We start from the raw sequence: 22,629 nt of genomic DNA, 5'->3' as shown, positions 1-22,629 counted from the left end.
CGATCTCCGAGTAATTGTTACAGCCATGTCGACCGTCGCAGACCTCCCCCTCAACGCCCGGCGCCCTACCGACTACGAAACCCTCGTCGCCGCCAGCGCGACCACGCTCGACGCCATCCCAGGCGCCGTCTATGTCTGCGACCGCGAAGGCTTTCTCGTACGCTTCAATTCCGAAGCCGCCGCGCTGTGGGGCCGTACGCCGAGCCTGACAGAGCCGAAGGAGCGCTTCTGCGGCTCGTATCGCCTGCATCTGCCGGACGGTACGCCGCTAGCGCATGAAGACGCTCCGATGGCCAAGGCCATCGAAGACGGCGTCGATACGCGCAATGGCGAAGTGCTGATCGAACGGCCGGATGGATCGAACCGCAGCGTCCTGGTGAACATTCGCGCGCTCAAGGATCATCGCGGCGCGGTCCAGGGCGCGATCAACTGCTTGCAAGACATCACCGAGCGCAAGGCGCTCGAAGCAGAACTGCGTGGCCAGCGTCAAGCGCTGGAAGATTTCTTCGAGAACGGCGCCGTCGGACTGCACATCGTCAATGCCGATGGAATCATCCTGCGCGCCAACCGCGCCGAGCTCGAGTTGCTGGGCTACAAGCCGGAGGAATACATCGGCCGGCACATCGCCGAATTTCATGCCGATGCGCCGGTCATCGGCGACATTCTTCGCCGACTCTCCAGCGGCGAGCAGTTGGTGCGCCATCCGGCCCGGCTGCGAGCCAAGGATGGTTCGATCAAGCACGTGGTCATCACTTCCAACTGCCGCTTTCAACAAGATGGGCAGATGCTCAACACGCGCTGCTTTACGACCGACGTTACCGACCTGCATCTGGCGGAAGACGCGCGTCGCCACAGCGAGCAGAAGATGCGCGAACTGCTCGAAGCGCTGCCCGCCGCCGTGTACACCACCGACGCCGCAGGTCGAATCGATTTCTACAACAAAGCCGCCGTCGAAATGGCCGGCCGCACGCCGCAGTTCGGAGATGAGTGGTGCGTGACCTGGCGCCTGTACACGCCTGATGGCGTGCCATTACCGCATGATCAATGTCCCATGGCGATCGCGCTGAAGGAGGACAGGATCGTGCGTGGCGTGGAGGCTGTCGCAGAGCGACCGGATGGCACCCGAGTCCCATTCGTTCCCTATCCGACGCCTTTGCACGATGCCAATGGCAAGCTCATCGGTGCGATCAACATGCTGGTCGATATCACCGATCGCAAGCAGGCCGAGACGCGCCAGAAGGTGCTCATCGACGAACTGAATCATCGCGTCAAGAACACGCTTGCCACCGTCCAATCGTTGTCGGCGCAAACAGCGCGGCATGCCGACAATCCTCAGGATTTCGTGGTGAAGTTCCAGGCACGGTTGATGGCGCTCGCGCGCGCGCACGATCTGTTGACCAAACGTCATTGGGAAGATGCGCCGCTGGATGCGCTCGCCAAGGAGATATTGGCGCCAGTAGCGGGAGCGGCGCAGGGACGTGTGTCCATTCAGGGGCCGTCCGTCGACCTCACTCCGCGCGCCGCGCTCAGTCTCACCATGGCGCTCGGCGAGCTTGCGACGAATGCAGCGAAGTACGGCGCCCTCTCTGCCGAGGAAGGCACACTCACCGTGATATGGGATATCCGCCGTGAGCCAGGACAGCCCGCGATGTTGCAGATCGACTGGCAGGAACGCGGCGGTCCGCCGGTCAGCCCGCCGACCCGGCGCGGCTTTGGCGCACGTCTGGTGGAACGTTGTATCGAAACCGACCTGCGTGGCGACCTCGATCTGAAGTTCGAGCCCGAGGGCGTTCAATGCCGCGTAACAGTACCGCTAGCGAGTTGCGCCGCGCATGGTTGATCTGGCCGGTCTCGCGGCACTTGTCGTCGAGGACGAAGGCGCGGTCGCCTTGATGATCGAGGACATGCTCCTCGATCTGGGCTGCGAGATCGCGGCCTCGGCGGCGGACCTGGACACCGCCTGCGAGCTCGCCAGAACCGCGCCGATCGACTTCGCGCTGCTGGACCTCAATCTCGCCGGCGTCGCGGCGACGCCGGTTGCGGAGATCCTGCGCCAGCGCGCCGTCCCGTTCGTGTTCAGCACGGGCTACGGCACCGCCGGCATTCCCCAGGAATTCAGCGACTATCCTGCGCTCGCCAAGCCATTCGTGTTGAACGAGCTACGCGACAAACTATTGCTCGTGCTCGAGAAGAAAACCGGCTGAGCCGTTCGGCGCTCGCCGGTTCGTGTTTAGAACTCCTGCCACTCCACATCCGAGCCCGCCGCTTTCTTCAGAGGCTGCGGAGCCGGAGCCGCGACCGGCTTGGCGCTAGCAACACGCACCGGCTGCGGCGCCGAGGCTACAGGCGTACGCGCCACCGGCTGCTGATAGCCACCGCCGCTCGAGCGGATCTTGAACACCGAAATCATGTCGGTGAGCTTCTTGGCCTGCTCGCTCATCGAAGCCGCGACCGCCGACGTTTCTTCGGCCATCGCCGCGTTCTGCTGCGTGCTCTCGTCCATCTGCGTGATCGCGCCGTTGACCTGATCGAGGCCGCTGGCCTGCTGCTGACTGGCCGACGAAATCTCGCCGATGATGTCGGCAACCTTCTTCGCGGCGGAGACGATGTCGGTCAGATGCTGGCCGGATTCGTCCACCAGCTTGGTGCCATCCTGCACCTTGGACACCGAGTCCTGAATCAGCTCTTTGATCTCGCGAGCCGCCGTGGCGCTACGCTGCGCGAGGCTGCGCACTTCGGACGCGACGACCGCGAAACCCCGGCCCTGTTCGCCGGCACGCGCCGCTTCGACGGCTGCGTTCAACGCCAGCAAGTTGGTCTGGAACGCGATTTCATCGATGACGCCGATGATGTCGGCGATCTTGCGGCTGGAGCTGTTGATCTCGGCCATCGCGCTCACCGCGCGGGCAGCGACTGCGCCACCGCGTTCGGCCTGATCGCGAGCTTCGGACGCGAGCTGGTTGGCGTGACGCGCATTGTCGGCATTGCGCTTCACGGTCACCGTCATTTCCTCCATGCTCGACGCAGTCTCTTCCAGGCTCGCGGCCTGATCCGACGTACGAGTGCTCAAACGATCGATGCCAGAGTTGATATCGGCGGCGGCCGAGTCGACCGCACCGGAAGTCGTGCGCACATCCTGAATCAGGTTGCCCAGCTTCTGACGCAGCGTCTCGATTCCATGCAACAGGCTGGACTGATCGTCCTGGCGCAGCGTGACCGCCGTCGTGAAGTCGCCGCTCGCGATCGAGCGCACGATCTGCACCGCGAATTCCGGCTCGCCACCGAGGCTGCGGAACACGTTGCCGATCAACCACCACGAACCCACACCCAACACCAGCAACATCACCACCGCGGTGACCAGGCTCGCCATCAGGCTGCGCTGCACGTTCTCCGTGCCGCCGGCGAGCAAGGAACGAAACTCACCGATCGCATCTTCCTGCGACTTGGTCACCAACGCGGTCATCGCCTCGTTGGTCTTCTGCATGCGGGCGATGGCGCTGGCGGCGTCGCCGGTCTCGCTACCCAGCATGATCCGCGTCGCCGAGGTGGCGGCGGAGTAGTAATCGTCGAAAGCACTGCCCAGGTCGCTTGCGATGCTGCGATCGGGATCCACAGCAGCCAGGTCCTTCAACGCGGCGCGCACGCGATTGGCATGCTCGGTCGCGGCGGTAATGCCGTCCTGGTCGCCTTCCGCCACCGCCCGCTGCAGCGATTCCTGCACATCGGTGAATTCGGAGCGCACCACACGCAACGCTTCGACGGTCGGGTATTGGACCTTCTCCACGCGCGCGAGCGCAGCCGACGTCTGGGACGTCATCTGCGAGCTGACCGCGATGCCGATCATGATGATCACTGCCGTCATGATCGGCAGCATCCAGATTCGATGTTTGAATTTCATTGCACTAACTTCTGGCCTTCGTGGCCGCATTCCGCAACGGACTATTGAGTAACGGCAGCTGGCGGCGTCTCCTTGAGACGCCGCCAGCGGGCAAGCATCACAGCTTCAACACGGCCTTGACCGAGCCATCCACCGCGCTCGAATCGACGTAGCCGATCGCCTTCGGATCCGAAGCCACGAACGCCTTCACATCGGCGTCGCTCTTCAGCTCTTTCGGCGGCGTGCCCTTACCGGTGAAGGTCAGGCGCGCCCAGGTGGCTTTGGCCTGCGCGGCCGAGCGACCCGTCGCCTTTTCGTAGAACGTGCCGCGAACCGCCGCCGATTCCGGCTGGTCGGCCAGCGTGGCCGCGCCGCCCTCCGGGAACGTGCTCGAGTTGCCCAGGTACAGCGCCGCCACCTGCTCCGCCGACAGGCTCGCCGCCGGATTCTTCGGGTTGACGATCACGACCACTTCGGCGTTGGCGCCGGCCGCAGCCAGCGTCAGCGCGCATACACTCAAAATCGATTTCAGACTACGCATGAGACACCGTTAGAAAATAAAGTCGAGCGATGCGCTGACCATGTCGATCTTGCCGTCGAAGCCAGGCTGCACGTTGTTGAGGTTGCCGCGGCCGTCAGCATCGATGTGGTCGTACTGGAACTTCACCAGCGCGCCCTTGACGACCGAGAACGACGGCAGCTCGTAACGCACACCGAGGCTGTAGCTATCCTGGTCCGTCGCGCCCTGGCTCGCGATCACGCCGTTCACGGCGGCGCTCAGCGCGGGAATCGAAATGGCATTGGTGGACAGCGGGGTCTCACGGCGCGTGCCGGCCAGCGTGGCATAGGGCATCAGGTTGCCGAAGCGGCGACCGTAGGTGACATACGCCGAGTAGCGATCCGGCATGAAGTATTCGCCGCCATCCGCATCGGACCTGGCGTATTCGCTGGCGATCAGGTTGGTGCCGTCGTCGTACTGCACGCCGACGTTCAAGTTGGCGATCCGGGCGCCTCCGATGAGCAGCTTCTGAGCTTCGGACGCGCAGCTGCCGCACAAGGCGGCAGGAACCGCAAACAACGGATCGGTCAATGCGGCGACGGAGTTGGAATCCGTCTCCAGATCGATGACGCCGTAGCCGACACGCGCCTGGAACGAACCGACGTTCACAGTGGTGGCGAGACCTTTCCACTCGGGCACGTCCAGCTTGAGGGTCGACACGTCGACTTCGCTCTCGCCGAAGTAAGGATTCACGGTGACGGTGAACGCGCCGAGCTGCGCGCGGTACGTCGCATCGACGCCGAGCAGCTGATACACCGGCGACAGGTTATAAACTTCCAGCGGCGGACGCACCCAGGTGTTGGCGTAGCCGACGAACACCGAGTCCGAATACATGAAGGTCGGGGCGCGCAGGTAGCCGCCACGGAAGCTCAGGCTCTGCGTGGCCTGGGCGCGAACGTAAGCCCAATCCAGATGCGGCTCGAAGTCGCCGGTCAGGTCGGTATAAGCCACGCCCTGCACGGTCGCCGAAATATTATCGTTGAACTTCGCGGTCAGCTGTACGCCGAGCTTCGAGTCGGTCTCGAACGAACCACCTTTGTCGATGCTGTCCGGCTGCGAGGTGTAACCCACGTCGGCGAGATTGGTGTCCGACTGCGAGTAGGCAGCGGTCGAAAAGCCGCTGTATGAAAAATCCACCGCCGATGCCACGGTCGGCAACGCTGCCGCAACCGCCAACGCGACGATCGAAAAACGTGAGGACATGAGCTGACTCCGTAAGTTTTGTAGCGACGGAGCCTTGGCCCCGTGACACCCTCACTATCGGCGTCGCATTGCAACGACTTGATTTGATCTCTCCTGATGCCGCATTGCCGGAAACGGTGTAGGGGCGCTGCGGGGCAACCCTTAGGGCTCGAAGCGGAGTCACACTTCTGGTGCGGATTCGCGTTGACAGCGCAATCAGAGCAACGAATTCGTCTATGACACCGATCCGATCAATCGATTTCTGCGATCGAAGCCGGTCGCGTACCTTCCCTGCGTACTCCAGTAACCGAAGCAGACGCAGCCCATGAGCAAAGCCGATATCAGATCCGCGACCGACGTCACACTCACGACGACTGCCGGCAACCCCATTGCCGACAATCAGAACTCGCTGAGCGCGGGGCCGCGCGGACCGCTGCTGCTCCAGGACTATCAACTGATCGAAAAGCTCGCTCATCAGAACCGCGAGCGTATTCCCGAGCGCGTCGTGCACGCCAAAGGCTGGGGTGCCTACGGGACTCTGACAGTGACGGGCGATATCTCCGCATACACCAAAGCCAAGTTGCTACAGCCGGGCGCGAAGACCGATCTGATCCTGCGTTTCTCGACTGTAGCCGGGGAACTAGGCGCGGCCGATGCGGAACGCGACGTGCGTGGCTTTGCGGTGAAGTTCTATACGCCCGAAGGCAATTGGGACCTGGTCGGCAACAACACGCCGGTGTTCTTCATTCGCGATCCACTCAAGTTCCCGGATTTCATTCGCACGCAGAAGCGCCATCCGCGCACCAACCTGCGTTCGCCGGCCGCGCAATGGGATTTCTGGTCGCTCTCCCCCGAGAGCCTCCACCAGATCACCATTCTGTTTTCGGATCGTGGCCTGCCGACCGATGTGCGACATATGAATGGTTACGGCTCGCACACCTATAGCTTGATCAACGAAGCGAGCGAACGCGTCTGGGTGAAGTTCCATTTCAAGACCCGGCAGGGCCATCGTCACTGGACCAATGCCGAAGCGGCGCAGGTCGTCGGCCGCACCCGCGAGAGCACGCAGGAAGATTTGTTCGCGTCCATCGACAACGGCGACTTCCCGCGCTGGACTTTGCAGGTGCAGATCATGACCGAAGCTCAGGCGGCCGCGTGGTCGGAAGCGACCGGATTGAACCCTTTCGATCTCACCAAAGTGTGGCCGCATCGTGACTTCCCGCTCATCGATGTCGGCGTGCTCGAACTGAACCGGAACCCGGGCAACTACTTCGCGGAAATCGAGCAAGTCGCGATGTCGCCGTCGAACATCGTGCCGGGCATCGGCTTCTCGCCCGACCGTGTGTTGCAGGCTCGGATCTTCAGCTACGCCGACGCGCATCGTTATCGCCTGGGCACGCACTATGAAGCGTTGCCGGTGAATGCGCCGAAGTGTCCGGTGCATCATTATCACAAGGATGGCTCGATGCGTTTCTTCCAGAACGACACCGGCAATGCCGATGCGTACTACGAGCCGAACTCGTTGGACGGCCCGAAGCAGGATGCGCGCTTCGCCGAGCCGCCATTGCCGCTGCATGGCGCGGCCGATCGTTACGATCATCGCTCGGGCAACGACGACTTCATTCAGCCCGGCACTCTGTTCCGTCTGTTCGACGCCGCCCAGAAGCAACGCTTGTTCGACAACATCGCCGCGGCCATGCAAGGCGTGCCGGAGTCCATCGTCCGTCGCCAGCTCGCGCTGTTCACGAAATGCGATCCCGCATACGGCGAAGGCGTACGTCGCGCGCTGAAGCTCGATCCGGTCGGCGACGACCGCATCAAAGGCACCAGCGCCACCGATGAAGCCAAGGAAAGCGACGGCATCCCCGCATAGTCTCTCGACCCTCGATCCTCCTCCCTGCACTCGCCCCGCTTCATGCGGGGCGCTTTTTATCCGGCGCTCCTGAACTCGATGGCGGTGAGGACTGTTGTAGGATAGGGCCGTTGTCTTTCGCGCGGACGCACCGTTCTCATGAAGCAAGTCACCTCACAGGATGTACAACTCCGAGTCGAGCACACACCCCGGCCGGGTGCGCCGGCGCTGTTGCTATTGAATGCGCTCGGCACGTCGCTGGAAATGTGGGACGACCAGTTCGAGGCGCTGAGCGAGCGTTTCGAGCTGATCCGCTTCGACGCGCGCGGCCATGGCAAATCTACAATCGGCACGCACCCGGAAGCGACCCTGGATTTGCTGGCCGCCGACGCGCTCAACGTGCTCGAAGCCTGCGGGGTCGCGCGCGCCCATCTTTGCGGGCTGTCCTTAGGCGGAATGATCGCGATGCATATCGCCGCCAAGTGGCCGGATCGAGTGCTCAAGGCGGCGTTGTGTAATACCACGCCTCACATGCCGCCTCGCGAAACCTGGGATACGAGAATTCAAACCGCACTGACACAAGGGCCGGCGGTGCTGGTCGAAGGCACGCTGGGGCGATGGTTCACGCCGCAGTTTCATCAAGCGCATCCCGACAAGGTCGCCAGGATCCGTGCGTTACTTTTGGAAACATCGCCGCAGGGCTATGCGGCCTGTTGCGCGGCCATTCGCGATATGGATCAGCGCGAGTCCATCAAGAACATCACTGCGAAGACGCTGATCATCGGCGGCATGCATGACGCGGGAACGACACCCGCGCACGCGGAGTTCATGGCGAACTCGATTCCGGAAGCAAAGCTGGTTCTGCTGGATGCCGCGCACTTGTCGAACGTCGAGCGCGCCGATGAATTCAACGCCACCTTGATCGAGTTCCTGCAAGGCGAGCTGGCGCCGCCGGCTGCGCAGGCTGAAAAAGATTAGATCAGGCTGCGCCCAGTTTTTGTAGCAGCGCCGCGCGCTGCTCCGGGCTGATCTCATAACAACTGAACAGATCGGCCAGCCACATACCATCGGCGACCAATCGCAGATGCAGTTCCTCGAGCGGGGTCTCGCCCGATAGATTGTCGGACGGCGACAGATGCAAGCGTGCCCGCACGCGCCCCGCCAGCTCGGGCTGCGCAGTACAGATGATGGTCAGGGCTTTGAACACCTGCTGATCCTTGGGCAGCTGTCCCATCCGCGACACAACCTGCAGATAAGCTTTCGCGAGGCTGCCACCCGCCGCCTCACGCTCGACTTCGATCTGCAGCTGTTCGGCCAGATAGTCGGCGAGCGCTTCCAGCAGGGAATTCTTCGAGTCGAAGTAATACAACAACCCGCCCTTGCTGACATGCGCGGCCTCGGCGACCGCATCGAGCGTCAACGCGGCGGTGCCTCTCTTCAGCACCAGCGCCGCAGCGGCATCCAACAATTGTTGCCGCCGAAGGCCTGCGGCGCGGGCACGAATAGATGGAATGGTGCTCATCAGATCCAAGGTTGTGACGGCTGCCTGGCGAATCAAGACGGGCGCGAGGCCAGGCAAATTCCTTTGGGGGAATGCCTGAGGCTCGCGCCCGATCTCGTAGATGGCGAATTTAGACAGGCGTCACCCGTCGCGGTTCCAACTAAACCGGCTGGGCGGTCGGTATTCCTGCGATCTGCGGCTTCGTCTCTTCTTGCTGCGGGCCGTGCTTGCGATGATCTGCAGCAATCAACGTATAGAACACCGGCACCACGAACAGCGTAAACAGCGTGCCGACAATCATGCCCGTCACTAGCACGATGCCGATGCTGTTCCGCGCCTCGGCACCTGGGCCCGAAACCAGCACCAGCGGGAAGTGGCCGAACACGGTCGCTGCGGAGGTCATCAGAACCGGACGCAACCGGGTCAGCGAGGCCTCACGCAAAGCCGCGATCTTTTCTACGCCCCGCTCCTGCAGCGTGTTCGCGAACTCGACGATGAGAATGCCGTTCTTCGCGATCAGGCCAACCAGCGTGATCAAGCCCACTTGTGAGTAGATGTTGATGGTGGTCATGTCGAGGAACGTGAACACCAGCGCACCCGAGATCGCGAGCGGCACCGAGCCGAGCAACACGATCAATGGATCGCGGAAGCTCTGGAACTGCGCGGCCAGCACGAGATAGATCATGATCAGTGCGAAGCCCAGCGTGGCCGTCAACGCTGCACTCTCGTGACGAATCTGTCGCGATTCGCCCGCGTAGTCGATCAGCACATTCTCGCCACCGGCCTTCTTGGCAGCGGCTTCGAGCACGCGCAATCCTTCGTCCTTGGTCACCCCCGGCTGCACGCCGCCGAAGATGCGCGCCGAATTACGTTGCGCGAATCGATTCAACGTGCGCGGCCCCGTTTCCGATTCGATGTGCATGAAGGTGGACACCGGCACCAGCGCGCCGCTCGGCGTCTTGATCTTCAGATCGAGCAGCGGATCGAGCGTGGCGCGATCCTTGTCGCCGATCTGCGGAATCACCTTGTAGCTGCGATCGAAATAGTTGAAGCGATTCACGTACGCGCCGCCCAGCAACGTGCCCAGCTCGCGACCGACGCCTGCAAGGTCGAGCCCCAGATCGGCCAGCCGCTCGCGATCGAGCACGACCCGCGCCTGCGGCAGATCGATCTTCAGATCCGTATCGACATACAGGAACTTGCCGCTGGCCATGCCCGCATCGAGCACCGCCTGCGTGGTCGCAAGCAATTCTTCGATGGACTGGTCGTTCTGCACGACCATCTCGACGTCATACTGGCCCGGTGTCGGCAACGGCGGATCGAGGCGCGGATACACGCGCACTCCCGGCACTTGAGAGACGGCGCCATAAACTTCGCCGAACATCTCTTCGGTCGACCGCTCCCGCTCCTTCCAGTTCTTCGCGACCAGACCGCCGTAGCCGCCCCAGGCCGCCGTCAGCGACCACATGAAGTCCGCTTCGGGGAAGGCCGTGAGCGCCTTCACCACGTTCTGCGAATCGCGATCGGTCGCCACCAGCGACGAATCCGGCGACGCCTCGAAGAACAAGCTGATATGACTTTGATCTTCGACCGGCGCCAGTTCCTGACGCGAGTACATGAAGAGCGGCCATGCCGCGAGCGTTACTAGCGCCGCCATGGCGACGATGCCCCACCGCATGCCGAGCGCGCCGTCGAGCAGCTTCTCGTAACCGCGACGGACCGCGTCGAATCCCCGATTCACGAGGACGGTCAACCTGGTCTCGTGGCCGTGCTCGTGCACGAAACGCGAGCTCATCACTGGCGACAACGTCAGCGCGACCAGACCGGACACGACAACTGCGGCCGCGAGCGTGATCGCAAACTCGAGGAACAACGAGCCCGTCAGGCCGCCTTGGAACGCAATCGGCGTGTACACGGTCGCGAGCGTGATCGTCATCGCAACGACGGGACCGGCCAGCTCACGCGCACCCGCAAGCGCAGCGTCGATGCGAGACTTGCCTTCGCGCACGTGCCGCTCGACGTTTTCGACTACGACGATGGCGTCGTCGACGACCAGGCCGACCGACAGCACGATCGCGAGAATCGTCAGCAGGTTCAGACTGAAGCCGAACGCGATCATCACGATGGCGGCGCCCACCAGCGACACCGGCATCGCGACCAGCGGCACCAGCGCGGTCCGGACCGATCCCATGAACAGGAACACGACGATGGCCACGATCAGCACCGTCTCGCCCAGCGTCTTGGTGATCTCTTCCAGGGCGCTGCGCATGAACATGGTGCCGTCCCACACCAGCCGCATCTCGATGTCAGCCGGCAGCGTGGGCTCGATGCGCTCCATCTCGGCGCGCAAATGTTTCTCGACTTCGATTTCATTCGAGCCGGGCAACGGCCACACGCCGAGGTACACACTCTGCTGGTTGTTGTACTTGGCGACCATCGCCGCTTCTTCGGCGCCCAGCTCGACCCGCGCCACATCGCTCAAGCGCACGATTGCGCCGTCGCGGTCGGCAACGATCAGATTCTCGAATTCCTTGACTGCGCGCAGATCGGTGTTGGCGAGCAGGTTGACCTGCACCAGGTTGCCCTTGGTCTGACCGACAGCGGCCAGATAGTTGTTTCGGCGCAAGGCATCGTGCACGTCACCCGGCGCAAGATTGCGGGCCGCGAGCCGATCCGGATCGATCCACACGCGCATCGCCAACGGCTGCGCACCCTCGTAAGTCACGCGCTGCACGCCAGTGAGGGTCGACAACTGCGGCTGCAATGTGCGCGACAGCCAGTCGGTCAGCTCGGGGACAGTGCGGTCCGGCGAAGTGAAGCCGAGATAGAACGTCGCATACGGACGATCGGCGCGTTGCACGTCGACGACCGGCGGCTCGGCATCGGCCGGCAATTCGGAACGGACCTGCTGCAGGCGTGCGGTGATTTCAGCCAGCGCATCGGTGCTGTTGTGATCCAGCTTCAAGTGCACGGTCACCGTGCTCTGGCCGGCGCGACTGGTGGAGTCGACGTAATCGACGCCACTGATCTGCGAGACCACGCGTTCGATCGGCGTCGTCAGGAATCCGCGAACGGTCTCGGCGCTCGCGCCGGTGTAATAGGTCGTGATGATGACCGACGAGCTTTCGACACTCGGGAACTGCTGCACCGGCAGGTTGAACAGCGCCCGCGCGCCGACCAGCACGATGACCAGGTTCACGACGATCGCGAGTACCGGGTGCTTGATGAATATGTCTGTGAATGAGCGCATGACTATAGTCCGTTACATGCTGGTGGCGTTCGGCTGCGCCTGGCTCTCGCCGCCATTGAGCGCCACCGACTCGGGCTTGTTGCTCACCGCGACCAGCGCCGCCTCACGCAGCTTGAACGAGCCGGACGCCGCGACTTGTTCGCCGGGCTCCAGGCCTTTGGTGATGACAACCTCGTCGCCCGCCATTGCGTCGACCACGACTTCGCGCAGGCGGGCTCGAGTCTTGCCCTGCTCGTCCGCAACCACGACGAATACATGATCGCCGGCAGGACCTTTGCGGACCGCGCTCGCGGGGACAGCAGTTGCCAGCAGTGGCTGGCCGACTGCGACTTGAACTCGCACTGAAGCGCCGGGCGCCGGCGTTTGCGCCGTATTCTTGAGCTTGGCGCGCACCGCCGCGTTACGCGTCGTCGGATCGACCCGTGCGTCGATCGCGAGAATCTCGGCCTTCACGCCTTTGGGATCGCCCGAAGCAAACACATCCACCTTGCTGCCGGGACGCAGTTCGGCCGCGACCTGCTGAGCGACGCTGAAGTCGACATAGGTGGAGTCGTCCACGCCTTGCAGCGTCGTCAACAGCGCGCCTTCGTTCAAATACTGGCCGGGATGCACGTCGGAAATACCGATGCGAGCCCGGAACGGGGCGCGAATGATTTTACGGTTGATGACCGCTTTGATACGGGCGACCTGCGCCTGCACCACTTCCTGTTCGGCGCGAGCGGCATCCACTTCCATCTCCGACGCCGCGCGATGCTGACTCATGCGTTGCATGCGGGCGAACTGAGTGCGGGCCAGCTCGGCCTGCGCTTGCAGCGCCTGCAGATCTGCCTCTTCTACCGATACATCGAGCGCCACCAGCACGGTGCCGGCCTCGACGATTTTGCCGGGCTCGAGCGCGACCTGACGCACGGTGCCGGGCAATTCATTGCGGACCGTGATGGACCGCAAGGCGACCACCGTGCCGATCGACGTTGTGGTCCGAATATGTTCGTGCTCGCGAGCCACCGCGGTAACCACCGATTCCGCAGGCTCCGGCTGATTGGCCGCCGCTGCTTCCGATTCAGCAATGCTGGAACGTTTCCAGGCACTGAGCAGCACGCCGGACACGATTACCGCGCCCACGAGCAACAAAGACCCTATCCATTGACGCGACTTCATCGTCCGATCCCCTAAAGATCCAAATCCTGCGACAGGCGTGCAAGGTATGCCTTGCCCGGCAGCGGACCAATCGGGGGCAGCGAAACTCACTCGTGCCGGATAAGCAGGAATCGACAGGGTGTTGGTTACAGCTCGTGACCCAAGAGCCAGTTGTCGTTAAATAAGAAACAAGGGCGGAGCCACTTTGTTATGACGCCATGACAGTTGGGCAGGTCATTCGCTGCGCCAGAGCCGCCAGTACTGACCGATGCGTCCAACAAAGCGCGGCGGCTTTTCCTGGAAGATTCTCGCTCCCAGCTCGAATGCCTTGTCCTGCAACCGCTTGCGTCGCCGATCGAGCACAGCAACCAATGCTTCGTAGTCTTTGCTCTCGAAGGCATCGGCATGGCATGCGATTCTGGCGCGTAACACGGCCAGATCGTGGTCGTCGCCAAGGTGATCGGCCAGTTTGTGGGTCTGGTCGGCCAGCTCTTGCAGCGGCCCGGGCCAGGCCGGCTGCAGGATCTGCAACTGATGCCACAGATATTTCACCTGCTTGCGCCAGTCGTGCAGATCGGCGCTGTCCCGCGATTTCTCGGCCGCTTTCATTCTTTTTTTGCCGCCGCGATAGATGCGCCTTAGGCCACCGCCGATGACCGTCCAGTCACCGCCCTTCAGGGTCCATCGCTGGCTGCGCGCCCTGACTTCGCGCAACGCCTTCCGCTGCCTGTTGACCAGGGTGATGTTGATAGCCTGCCGGGCCGATGTTTTTTCCTGGCGCAGCACGCGCCGAAACCGGTCCAGTTTTAGCGAACGAGTCGCCGGGTCGTAACGCTCGACCAGGTCGTCCAGCGCGGCCATCAATACTTTGCTATCGCGAGCCACCCCCAACGGACGGGCAGCATCGCGCAGCGCGCTGTTCTCACGTCGATAAGCAATCTCGCCCATCGAGCCTCGCAACAATCGGAGTGCCGCCCGGGATTTCTTCAGCTGCTTGCGCGCGTCGTGAATGTTCGCATCCGTGATTCTCTTCTTACGCAGCGACTCGTCGGCCCCGGCCAGCCACTCTTGCAGAATTCGCCGCACCCCTGACAGACCGGCTTCGTCGGACTGCAACTCGTGCATCGTCACGCGCCTTTGGCCGGCTTCGCTTTGGATCGATCGAATTCGCGGACGGCGTCGCGAAACATTTTTTGCGCCTGCCGTGCGCCGCCCCGCCCGGTGATCCTGAACTCGCGGCCCTGCGCCTGATTGTACGAGCGGAAGAAATGCTCGATCTCCTTCAGCTGCTGCCCGTCTACCTGATCGAGCTGGGTGATCGACGGTTTGTTCACCGAGGTCTCGAGCGTCGCGAGCAGCCGATCGTTGCGAATCATCTTGCGACGCTCTTTCTGAACCGCCCGGATCACGCCAATCAAGTGAACGTGCACCAGACAGCCCGGAAACAACGGCGCGTCGGCGAGCACCATGACATCCAATGCATCGCCATCCTCGGCGCAGGTGGACGGAATCGAGCCGAAGTCATGGGGAAACGACATGCCGGCCGGCAGAATGCGGCTGAGCTTCAACAGGCCGAGCTTGGAATCGAACTTGTATTTGTTACGACTGCCCTTGGGCGTGTCGATGACCACGCGCACCAGGCCGGTGTCCGGGTCCAGCGCGGGCAGCTCCATGGGAGATGCGTTGGGCATGGCGGCCTCCTTGGATCTTGAAGCGGCGAGCCGGGCGGTCGGTTCCGCACCTATGCTCCCTGTGGATCGATCCATAGGTTTTTTGACTTAGACGCCCCACCGCCCACGGCCTAGCATCGGGCAAACACTACGAGAGGGGACGCGGGGGAATGTCGATCGCCGCCATCGCCGAGCGGCGCACGCAGGTGCGCTACTTCATCATCGGCTTCATTTTCATCGTCACCTCCATCAATTACGCGGATCGTGCGACGTTCTCGATCGCCGGCAGCGACGCGGCGCGCGAGCTGGGACTGTCGCCAATTGCCACCGGTTACATCCTTTCCGCCTTCGCCTGGGCCTATGCGCTGGCGCAGATTCCCGGCGGCGCGCTGCTGGATCGATTCGGCACCAAGCGCATTTACGCCGGCGCCATCGCGGTCTGGTCGGTGTTCACGTTCTTGCAGGGGTTCGCGGGCTTCATCGCCGGATTGTCGGCGGTGACCATGCTGTTCGCGCTGCGCTTCCTGGTCGGCCTGTCCGAAGCGCCGTCGTTTCCCGGTAACGCACGAATCGTGGCGGCCTGGTTTCCCAGCAGCGAGCGCGGCACCGCCTCTGCCATCTTCAATTCGGCCCAGTACTTCTCCCTGGTCGCGTTCGCGCCGCTCATGGGCTGGGTGGTTCACAACCACGGTTGGCGGGCGGTGTTCTATGTGATGGGCGGCCTCGGCGTGCTAGCAGCGCTGGCCTTCGTCCGCTTCATCCACGACCCCGTGCGTCATCCGGACATCAATCAGGCCGAGCTCGACTACATCGAACGCGGCGGCGGCCTGGTCGCACTCGATCAAGCGAATGCCAGCAAGGGCAATACGTTTCGCTGGGACAATCTCAAACAATTGCTCACCAATCGCATGCTGCTCGGCATCTATCTGGGCCAGTACTGCATCAACGTGCTCACGTACTTTTTCGCCACCTGGTTCCCGATCTACCTGGTGAAAGAACGCGGCCTGAACATTCTCGAAGCGGGCTTTGCCGCCGCGGCGCCGGCGATGTGCGGTTTCATCGGCGGCGTGCTCGGCGGCTATATCTCCGACTGGCTGTTGAAGCGCACCGGATCGCTCACCATCGCGCGCAAGACCCCTCTGCTGATCGGCATGATCCTGGCGACACTGATCATCGCGTGCGTGTACATCGAGCAGGAATGGCTCGTGGTCACGGTCATGGCGATTGCGTTCTTCGGTAAGGGCATCGCGTCGCTGGGATGGGCGATCATCTCCGATGTCTCACCTCGCCAGTTTGCCGGGCTCACCGGCGGCGTGTTCAACATGTTCGGCAATTGCGCGGGCATCGTGACACCGATTGTGATCGGTTATCTGGTCGCAGCCACCGACTCGTTCGACAGCGCGCTGATCTTTGTCGGCGTGCACTGTCTGCTGACCATCTTCGCCTACTTTGTCATCGTGGGACCGATTCGCCGCGTGGAGCTGCAGTGAATCGCCGCCAATTCGTCGCGAGTGCATCTGCCCTCGCGGCATGGCCGCTGAGCGCCAGCACGAACCCCTCTCTGATCGTCGCGACGCCCATGGCGCCGCCGGAATGGGCGTTGCTCCAGCGAGAGCTGCTGCGCGTTCAAACCGAAGCGTGCGAAGCTTTCTATGCTCGTTATTTCGACGAGCGCGGTTACTTGCGCGCCGTCGAGCGTTGGGGCGCGAACGACGGCCCCGACGACGCCATCGAGCACTTGAATGACTGGGCGCTGTTGCATGCACTCGGCGGGTCGGATCGCATCCTCGAGCTGTATCGCAAGGCGTGGGAAGGTCATCTGCAACAGTATTCGCGAGTACGCACCAAGCAGGTCGAGCTCGGCCGGCGCGGCATGTATGTCCGCGAATTTCCACCGCAGATGGATTGGCAACACATCAGCGAAGGGCTCACGACGTTTAATCTGATGGGCTTGTCGACGCCGAAGGATCCCAAGCTCATCGAACGCGCGCGTCGCTTCGCTGGGTTCTATACCGGCGAGGATCAGTCCGCGCCGAACTACGATCGCGAACGTCGCATCATCCGCAGCGTCTTCAACGGCAGCGCCGGCCCGCTGCTACGGCCCGCGACCGCGCTGGATTGGGCCGGCGATCCCTTCGATGTTTCCAAGTTCAAGATGGAGCATGGCGAGCGCACCTATGAAGAGACGCTCGCGCACTATCGCGACTACACCGATATCGTCGGTGACAATCCGCTCAACCTGCACGCAACCACGCTGGCCTTGAATGCTTTCATGCTCACGGGCGATCGCAAGTATCGAACCTGGGCACTGGAGTATCTGGACGCCTGGGTGGAGCGCGCCGAAGCGAACGGCGGCATCCTGCCCAGCATCGTCGGGCTTGACGGCCGCATCGGCGGTCCGGCTGGAAAATGGTACGGCGGCGTGTACGGATGGGGCTTCAGCCCCATCGTGCCGCAAACCGGCGAGCGCGAGGATCGCAATCGGGTGCCGCGCGCCATTGTCGCGTTCATGAATGCCAGCCTGCTGACGGGTGACGACCGTTACATGCAGCTGTGGCGGCGACAGAACGAAGTGATCAATCAGCAGGCACGCACCATCGACGGCAAGCTGCACACGCCGCGCATGTATGGCGAGCAAGGCTGGTATAGCTACGCGCCGGGCCCCTATCGCACCAACGTATTCGAGATCTGGTATGTCTCGATGCGCGCCAGCGACCGGGAGCTCGCAGGCGATCATCCGTGGATTGCGTTTCTCGAAGGGCGCAATGCGGCCTATCCGATCGAGGCGCAACGCCAGGCGCTGATTCGCGTCAGGGAACGAATCGCCGGCATGCAAGCGGACACGAGCACGCCCGAAACGCGGCTCGCCGACAACGCGATCAACTTCAATCCCGCTTCGGTGACGGCATTGATTCAACTGACGCAGGGCGGCCTGCACATCGCGCGCCCGCCCTGGTCGAGCACGTCGCCTCATCAGGGCGGCGCACCGCTGCATTGTCGATTGCGATATTTCGATCGAGAGCGTCGGCGAGCAGGCTTGCCTTCAGATGTCGCGGCGCTGGTCGATGAGCTCGGCGCCGACCGCACGAGCGTGACGCTGGTGAATCTCAATCCCGCCAGCTCGCGCACGATCACCGTGCAAGGCGGGGCGTACGCGGAACATCGCATCGAGTCGGCAACGCTGGATGGACGACGCGTTGCAATCGACGGCTCTGCATTCGATCTCGAGCTGCGCCCAGGCTGCGGCGCGCGACTGCAATTGAACATGCGCCGCTATGCGAATGCGCCCACGCTGGCGTTCCCTTGGCTGCGCTAAGCGTCGCTGGCGAACTCTCCGCACAGATTCAACATCGGTTGTAGCGCGGGATTGCCGTTATCACGACGCCACACCATGTGCAGCTCGACCGGCTGCGTCGGCTGGGTCGCGAACTTGCGGAACTGAATCGCGTCCATGTGCAGCTCGATTGCCGAGGCCGGCACGATGGCGGCAGCGAGCCCGGCGCGGACCAATCCCAACATCGAATGAATCTGCGTCACGTGCTGCACGTACTCGGGCAACGCGCCCGCCGCTTCGAACAGCCGTGTGAGCATGTTGTGGAAGTAGCCCGCGCCCATGCGCGAATACATGATGAGCGGCTGATTGTCGAAATCGCTCGGCGTCAGCGCTGGATTGTCGGCACGCGGATCGCCGGCGGGCAACGCCGCCATCAACGGCTCTCTGAGAATCAGCCGCGACTCGAAGCTCGTCTGCTCGACCGGCGGGCGCACGAAAGCGATATCGATCTGACCGGTCATCAGCGCCTCGAACTGATCCGAGGTCACCATCTCGAACAGCTCTAACTCGAAATGCGGCAGCGACGCGCGCGCACGAGCCACGATGCGCGGCAGAAAGCTGTAGCCAGATACTGCGGTGAAGCCGATCGCCACTCGTCCGGTATCGCCCTTGGCGACGCGACGAGCCGCGAGCGCGGACGTTTCAGCCAGGCGGATGATGCGGCGGGCTTCGGGAAGAAAAGTGCTGCCGGCCGGCGTGAGCTTGACCTGGCGGCTACTGCGCTCCAACAGCTGGACACCGAGCCCCCGCTCCAACAATTGAATCTGCCGGCTGAGCGGCGGCTGGGTCATGTTTAGCCGTACAGCGGCCCGGCCGAAGTGCAGTTCCTCGGCGGTGACTACGAAACAACGCAGCTGGCTCAGTTCGAACATGCACTGACATATAGCGTGCTCAGGCGCTGCGTGCCAGGGGGCCTCCGAAAATCGCCGGTGCGGTCGCCTCGGCCCGCTCGATGAGGGCGCGCAATTCCTCCAATTCGCGCTCGCTCAAATCGGTCAGTGGCGGACGCACGGGGCCGGCCGACTTGCCGACGACTCGCATGCCCGCCTTGACGATGGCGACCGCATAACCCTTGCCTCGATTGCGAAGCGCAATGTACGGCATGACGAAATCGCGCAAGCCCGCGAGCACTTTCGCCTGATCCTCGGCGCGCACCGCCTTGTAGAACGAAGACGCCCAGCCCGGCATGAAGTTGAATATGGCCGAGGAGTACGTGGTCACGCCCATCTTCAGATACGGAGCGGCAAAGGTTTCGGCCGTCGGCAGGCCGCCGATGTATGTCAGCCGGTTGCCCAGGCGCGTGTAGATGCGCGTCATCAATTCGATGTCGCCGACGCCGTCCTTGAAGCCGACCAGATTGGGATGCTGATCGCACAGCCGCGCCAATGTGACGTCGTCGATGATGGCGTTGTCCCGGTTGTAGACGATCACGCCGATGGAGACGGCTTTACAAACCGCCCCGATATGCGCGGCCAGCCCTTCCTGCGAGCCATTGACCAGGTACGGCGGCAACAACAACACGCCATCGGCGCCGGCGGCCTGCGTCGCTTGCGCCAGCTCTATGGCCATCGCTGTGCCATAGCCGCAGCCGGCAATCACCGGCAATCGCCCACCGCACTCCGCCACCGCCGCGGACACGACATCGACGACTTCTTTGAACGTCAGGGAAAAGAACTCGCCCGTGCCGCCGGCAGCAAACAGCCCTGCCAGGTCGTGCTTCATCATCGCCGCGCAGTGGGCGCGATAGGGCTCGACGTCGAAGCGGTTGTTCGCATCGAAATGCGTGACAGGGAAGGACAGCAATCCGCGGCCGACGCTTACGGCCATTTCCGTGGGGGTGAGAGGCATTTGTTGCGGCAAGTTCCTGAAGCGGCGATTGCTCCATGTGCCGCTAGCGTACGAGTAGCACACCGCCCCGGTCCAAACCAAAGGCGCTATCGATCAATGCTCAACCGCTCTTGATCGCCCGCGGCGCCGGCCACTGTCGAAATTCCTTCACCGCCCCCAGAGCCGACCAGAACCTGGCAGACGCGGACCGTCGAACCGAATACGGCGACCGGAATGTTTGCATCGCGATGGCGTGCACAATTCGGCGTCGAATGTTTCCTATCGAGGGCCGGCCGAGCAGCTCGACAAGTCTTTCTTGCGAATCGTTGCAACCTCGCATGCGGTCGGCAGCGCCGTGATCGAGATCACAAAAAACCATGGCCCCACAACCAATGCCCCTTTGTTAGATTTCAGCCACGATCCTGTCGCCAAGCGACGACGTCAGTGGCGTGAATCCGAGCGACGCTTCCGCAAGAACAGTAGAATACCGTCGGCGCACCGATGCGCTACCTCGTGAGAGTGAACGAATCAACTATGAAGATGAACGCCAAAACTCTGATCTGTGCCGCTGCGCTGGCCCTGCCGTTCGCGGCTTCCGCCGAGCAGCTGAGCTATCGCTATGTGGACGTCGCGCATTTCCCCGAAGCGGAAATCGACGCTGACGACGTCGATGTGGACGGCGACGGCATCCAGCTGCGCGGCTCGCTGCCCGTCTATCAGAATATTTTCGCGCTGGCCGAATTCCAGTCTCTGGACCTGGACTTCGATGTGGACGCCACACGCTTCATGGTGGGCGCCGGCGGCCACTGGGCGCTCGGCCCGAACCTGGACATCATCGCGCGCGGCGGCCTGGTGCATGTCGAAGTGGACGCCGGTCGCTTCGACGATGACGACACGGGCCTGTTTGCCGGCGTGCGCCTGCGCTCGCTGGTCGCGCCCAAGATCGAAGTCGAAGGCGGTGTCGAGCACGTGGCCGTGGATGTGGCCGGCATCGATGGCGACACGTACCTGATCGGTGAAGGCCGTTACAACTTCACGCAGCAGTTCTCGGCGGGCGTGTTGATCACGGTCGGCGGCGACACCAGCGTGTTCGGCGCGCAGGGCCGATTCAACTTCTGATCTGCTCGTTGGCTGGTGGCGTGACGCAGCTTCGTCACGCCACCGGCAATCTCACATCCCCGCTTGTTCCGCCGCGACCTTTCCCAACGCGGCGATATCGTCGCCCTCGCCACCGCGCGCCAGCAGCGCGAGAAATTTGTCGCGAACCAGGCTCGCCAGCGGCAGAGGCACATTCAAACTTTCGCCGGCGGCAAGGGCCAGCCGAGTGTCTTTGGCGCCGAGCGGTGCCGCGAACCCGGGCGGTCGATACTGCTGCTTCGTGATCAACGGCGCATAGATCTTGTAGATCGGCGCGGCAAATAACGTGTTGGTCATCATGTCGACGAACGCATGTTCGTCCACGCCGGCTTTGCGCAACAACGCGATGCTTTCGGCGAGCGCTTCGACGGCGGCGAAGATCATGAAATTGCCGCTGAGCTTGACCAGATTGGCAGCGCTCGGCCGCTCACCGAACGGCCACACCTTCTGCCCCATCGATTCCAGCACCGGCATCGCGCGCTGGACCGGATCGGCCGCGCCGGCCGCCAGAATGTTGAGTTGACCCGCGGCGGCAACTTGCGGGCGGCCGAACACGGGCGCGGATACGAAATGTTGTCCTGCCTTGGCGTGCTCATCGGTGAGGCGCTCGGCCAGCGCGACGCTGATGGTGCTGGCAGACACATGGATTGCGCCGGCGCTGAGGTTCTCGAGAATGCCGTGCGCACCGAAGGTCACTTCTTCCAGCGCCGCATCGTCCGCAACCATCGTGACGACCAGGTCACCCCGACACGCGTCGGCGGGAGACTTGGCGAGTCGTGCACCTTTTGCGACGAGCGCGTCGGCTTTGCTTGCTGTCCGGTTGTAAACCGTCAGCTCATGCCCACCACGCAACAGGCTCTCGCCCATGCCGTGGCCCATCAAACCCAGGCCGATCAAACCGACTTTCATGATTGCACCTCTCGCCTGCCATGCTATGGATTCGGCAGGTGGAGGTGAAGACGCAAAAATGCAACGCGCTTGCCCAATCGCGTCAACGCAGATTGCCGCGCGCGCCGGAGGCGCGCAGGCTCAGACGTTGAAGCGGAAGTGCATGACATCGCCTTCGTGGACGATGTATTCCTTACCTTCCAGGCGCAGCTTGCCGGCTTCCTTCGCGCCCTGCTCGCCCTTGTAAGTCACGTAGTCGTCGTACGCCATGACTTCGGCGCGGATGAAGCCTTTCTCGAAGTCAGTATGAATGACACCGGCCGCTTGCGGAGCCGTGGCGCCGACGCGGACAGTCCACGCACGCGCTTCTTTCGGGCCCACGGTGAAATACGTTTGCAGACCGAGCAGCGTGTAG

At 62.8% G+C, this 22,629-nt stretch carries 19 protein-coding genes; 7 read left to right on the top strand and 12 right to left on the bottom strand.

Annotated elements, in window-relative coordinates:
* Window positions 1-25 precede the first annotated feature (25 nt).
* Window positions 26-1,840 (top strand): sensor histidine kinase, encoded by a 1,815-nt coding sequence (locus GYH35_RS17960; RefSeq protein ID WP_161829125.1) that lies wholly within the window; start codon window positions 26-28, stop codon window positions 1,838-1,840.
* A complete protein-coding gene (locus tag GYH35_RS17955) occupies window positions 1,833-2,204 on the top strand; it encodes a response regulator (RefSeq protein WP_161811277.1) in 372 nt (123 codons plus the stop codon). The genes GYH35_RS17960 and GYH35_RS17955 overlap by 8 nt, the downstream gene beginning before the upstream one ends.
* Before the next feature lie 26 nt (window positions 2,205-2,230).
* Here GYH35_RS17955 and GYH35_RS17950 read toward each other — a convergent pair whose 3' ends face one another.
* From GYH35_RS17950 to GYH35_RS17940, 3 genes are all read right to left on the bottom strand, one after another.
* Complete coding sequence (locus GYH35_RS17950) at window positions 2,231-3,898, bottom strand: methyl-accepting chemotaxis protein (RefSeq protein WP_202624393.1); 1,668 nt, start codon at window positions 3,896-3,898, stop codon at window positions 2,231-2,233.
* 97 nt (window positions 3,899-3,995) lie between these two features.
* A complete protein-coding gene (locus tag GYH35_RS17945) occupies window positions 3,996-4,418 on the bottom strand; it encodes a type 2 periplasmic-binding domain-containing protein (protein WP_161829123.1) in 423 nt (140 codons plus the stop codon).
* A gap of 9 nt (window positions 4,419-4,427) precedes the next feature.
* Window positions 4,428-5,639, bottom strand: coding sequence for a hypothetical protein (locus GYH35_RS17940; protein ID WP_161829122.1), 1,212 nt, complete (start codon window positions 5,637-5,639; stop codon window positions 4,428-4,430).
* 304 nt (window positions 5,640-5,943) lie between these two features.
* On the opposite strand from GYH35_RS17940, the gene GYH35_RS17935 reads away from it, so the two are divergent.
* Window positions 5,944-7,491: a catalase gene (locus tag GYH35_RS17935; protein ID WP_161829121.1), complete on the top strand. Its 1,548-nt coding sequence runs from the start codon at window positions 5,944-5,946 to the stop codon at window positions 7,489-7,491.
* A gap of 138 nt (window positions 7,492-7,629) precedes the next feature.
* Entirely contained in the window at window positions 7,630-8,448 is an 819-nt protein-coding gene (gene pcaD / locus GYH35_RS17930; RefSeq protein ID WP_161829120.1) for a 3-oxoadipate enol-lactonase, read from the top strand.
* A 1-nt stretch (window position 8,449) separates the two neighbouring features.
* On the opposite strand, the gene GYH35_RS17925 is transcribed toward pcaD, so the two are convergent.
* The 5 genes from GYH35_RS17925 to GYH35_RS17905 form a co-directional block, all read right to left on the bottom strand.
* The gene (locus tag GYH35_RS17925; RefSeq protein ID WP_161811271.1) at window positions 8,450-8,992 is read right to left on the bottom strand and encodes a TetR/AcrR family transcriptional regulator; all 543 of its coding nucleotides are present in this window, start codon (window positions 8,990-8,992) and stop codon (window positions 8,450-8,452) included.
* A 139-nt stretch (window positions 8,993-9,131) separates the two neighbouring features.
* On the bottom strand, window positions 9,132-12,221 hold the full coding sequence (locus GYH35_RS17920; RefSeq protein ID WP_161829119.1) for an efflux RND transporter permease subunit: 3,090 nt from the start codon (window positions 12,219-12,221) through the stop codon (window positions 9,132-9,134).
* A 12-nt stretch (window positions 12,222-12,233) separates the two neighbouring features.
* Window positions 12,234-13,379 carry an efflux RND transporter periplasmic adaptor subunit gene (locus GYH35_RS17915; protein WP_161811269.1) on the bottom strand — a complete coding sequence of 382 codons (1,146 nt, stop codon included), beginning with the start codon at window positions 13,377-13,379 and terminating at the stop codon, window positions 12,234-12,236.
* 213 nt (window positions 13,380-13,592) lie between these two features.
* Window positions 13,593-14,483, bottom strand: a complete 891-nt coding sequence (locus GYH35_RS17910) for a CHAD domain-containing protein (RefSeq protein ID WP_161829118.1) — start codon at window positions 14,481-14,483, stop codon at window positions 13,593-13,595.
* 2 nt (window positions 14,484-14,485) lie between these two features.
* The gene (locus GYH35_RS17905; RefSeq protein WP_161829117.1) at window positions 14,486-15,049 is read right to left on the bottom strand and encodes an inorganic diphosphatase; all 564 of its coding nucleotides are present in this window, start codon (window positions 15,047-15,049) and stop codon (window positions 14,486-14,488) included.
* A gap of 149 nt (window positions 15,050-15,198) precedes the next feature.
* On the opposite strand from GYH35_RS17905, the gene GYH35_RS17900 reads away from it, so the two are divergent.
* Together GYH35_RS17900 and GYH35_RS17895 are read left to right on the top strand one after the other, a co-directional pair.
* Entirely contained in the window at window positions 15,199-16,518 is a 1,320-nt protein-coding gene (locus tag GYH35_RS17900) for an MFS transporter (RefSeq protein WP_161829116.1), read from the top strand.
* Window positions 16,515-18,344, top strand: a complete 1,830-nt coding sequence (locus GYH35_RS17895; RefSeq protein WP_161829115.1) for a hypothetical protein — start codon at window positions 16,515-16,517, stop codon at window positions 18,342-18,344. Before GYH35_RS17900 ends, GYH35_RS17895 begins: the two co-directional genes overlap by 4 nt.
* Here GYH35_RS17895 and GYH35_RS17890 read toward each other — a convergent pair.
* Window positions 18,341-19,234: a LysR substrate-binding domain-containing protein gene (locus tag GYH35_RS17890; protein WP_161829114.1), complete on the bottom strand. Its 894-nt coding sequence runs from the start codon at window positions 19,232-19,234 to the stop codon at window positions 18,341-18,343. The genes GYH35_RS17895 and GYH35_RS17890 overlap by 4 nt on opposite strands.
* A 19-nt stretch (window positions 19,235-19,253) precedes the next feature.
* The gene (kdgD, locus tag GYH35_RS17885) at window positions 19,254-20,210 is read right to left on the bottom strand and encodes a 5-dehydro-4-deoxyglucarate dehydratase (RefSeq protein ID WP_161811263.1); all 957 of its coding nucleotides are present in this window, start codon (window positions 20,208-20,210) and stop codon (window positions 19,254-19,256) included.
* A 519-nt stretch (window positions 20,211-20,729) separates the two neighbouring features.
* On the opposite strand from kdgD, the gene GYH35_RS17880 reads away from it, so the two are divergent.
* On the top strand, window positions 20,730-21,308 hold the full coding sequence (locus GYH35_RS17880) for an outer membrane beta-barrel protein (RefSeq protein WP_161829113.1): 579 nt from the start codon (window positions 20,730-20,732) through the stop codon (window positions 21,306-21,308).
* A gap of 51 nt (window positions 21,309-21,359) precedes the next feature.
* On the opposite strand, the gene GYH35_RS17875 is transcribed toward GYH35_RS17880, so the two are convergent.
* Both GYH35_RS17875 and GYH35_RS34945 read right to left on the bottom strand, forming a co-directional pair.
* Window positions 21,360-22,235: an NAD(P)-dependent oxidoreductase gene (locus tag GYH35_RS17875; protein WP_161811261.1), complete on the bottom strand. Its 876-nt coding sequence runs from the start codon at window positions 22,233-22,235 to the stop codon at window positions 21,360-21,362.
* A 120-nt stretch (window positions 22,236-22,355) separates the two neighbouring features.
* The coding region (locus tag GYH35_RS34945; protein WP_235936803.1) for a DUF933 domain-containing protein at window positions 22,356-22,629 on the bottom strand (274 nt) is incomplete at its 5' end.

Origin of the sequence: Steroidobacter agaridevorans (assembly GCF_009932555.1) — a bacterium.
Classification (GTDB): domain Bacteria; phylum Pseudomonadota; class Gammaproteobacteria; order Steroidobacterales; family Steroidobacteraceae; genus Steroidobacter; species Steroidobacter agaridevorans.
Note: the sequence above shows the minus strand (reverse complement) of the source record. Positions and strands in the feature narration are given on the sequence as shown.

Bases quoted from the DNA above. Each gene is read 5' to 3' on its own strand.
- GYH35_RS17940 (WP_161829122.1), bottom strand. From the start codon at position 5,639: ATGTCCTCACGTTTTTCGATCGTCGCGTTGGCGGTTGCGGCAGCGTTG.
- GYH35_RS17960 (WP_161829125.1), top strand. From the start codon at position 26: ATGTCGACCGTCGCAGACCTCCCCCTCAACGCCCGGCGCCCTACCGAC.
- GYH35_RS17935 (WP_161829121.1), top strand. From the start codon at position 5,944: ATGAGCAAAGCCGATATCAGATCCGCGACCGACGTCACACTCACGACG.
- GYH35_RS17905 (WP_161829117.1), bottom strand. From the start codon at position 15,049: ATGCCCAACGCATCTCCCATGGAGCTGCCCGCGCTGGACCCGGACACC.
- GYH35_RS17955 (WP_161811277.1), top strand. From the start codon at position 1,833: ATGGTTGATCTGGCCGGTCTCGCGGCACTTGTCGTCGAGGACGAAGGC.
- GYH35_RS17875 (WP_161811261.1), bottom strand. From the start codon at position 22,235: ATGAAAGTCGGTTTGATCGGCCTGGGTTTGATGGGCCACGGCATGGGC.
- GYH35_RS17910 (WP_161829118.1), bottom strand. From the start codon at position 14,483: ATGCACGAGTTGCAGTCCGACGAAGCCGGTCTGTCAGGGGTGCGGCGA.
- kdgD (WP_161811263.1), bottom strand. From the start codon at position 20,210: ATGCCTCTCACCCCCACGGAAATGGCCGTAAGCGTCGGCCGCGGATTG.
- GYH35_RS17920 (WP_161829119.1), bottom strand. From the start codon at position 12,221: ATGCGCTCATTCACAGACATATTCATCAAGCACCCGGTACTCGCGATC.
- GYH35_RS17915 (WP_161811269.1), bottom strand. From the start codon at position 13,379: ATGAAGTCGCGTCAATGGATAGGGTCTTTGTTGCTCGTGGGCGCGGTA.
- GYH35_RS17890 (WP_161829114.1), bottom strand. From the start codon at position 19,234: ATGTTCGAACTGAGCCAGCTGCGTTGTTTCGTAGTCACCGCCGAGGAA.
- GYH35_RS17925 (WP_161811271.1), bottom strand. From the start codon at position 8,992: ATGAGCACCATTCCATCTATTCGTGCCCGCGCCGCAGGCCTTCGGCGG.
- pcaD (WP_161829120.1), top strand. From the start codon at position 7,630: ATGAAGCAAGTCACCTCACAGGATGTACAACTCCGAGTCGAGCACACA.
- GYH35_RS17880 (WP_161829113.1), top strand. From the start codon at position 20,730: ATGAACGCCAAAACTCTGATCTGTGCCGCTGCGCTGGCCCTGCCGTTC.
- GYH35_RS17950 (WP_202624393.1), bottom strand. From the start codon at position 3,898: ATGAAATTCAAACATCGAATCTGGATGCTGCCGATCATGACGGCAGTG.
- GYH35_RS17900 (WP_161829116.1), top strand. From the start codon at position 15,199: ATGTCGATCGCCGCCATCGCCGAGCGGCGCACGCAGGTGCGCTACTTC.
- GYH35_RS17945 (WP_161829123.1), bottom strand. From the start codon at position 4,418: ATGCGTAGTCTGAAATCGATTTTGAGTGTATGCGCGCTGACGCTGGCT.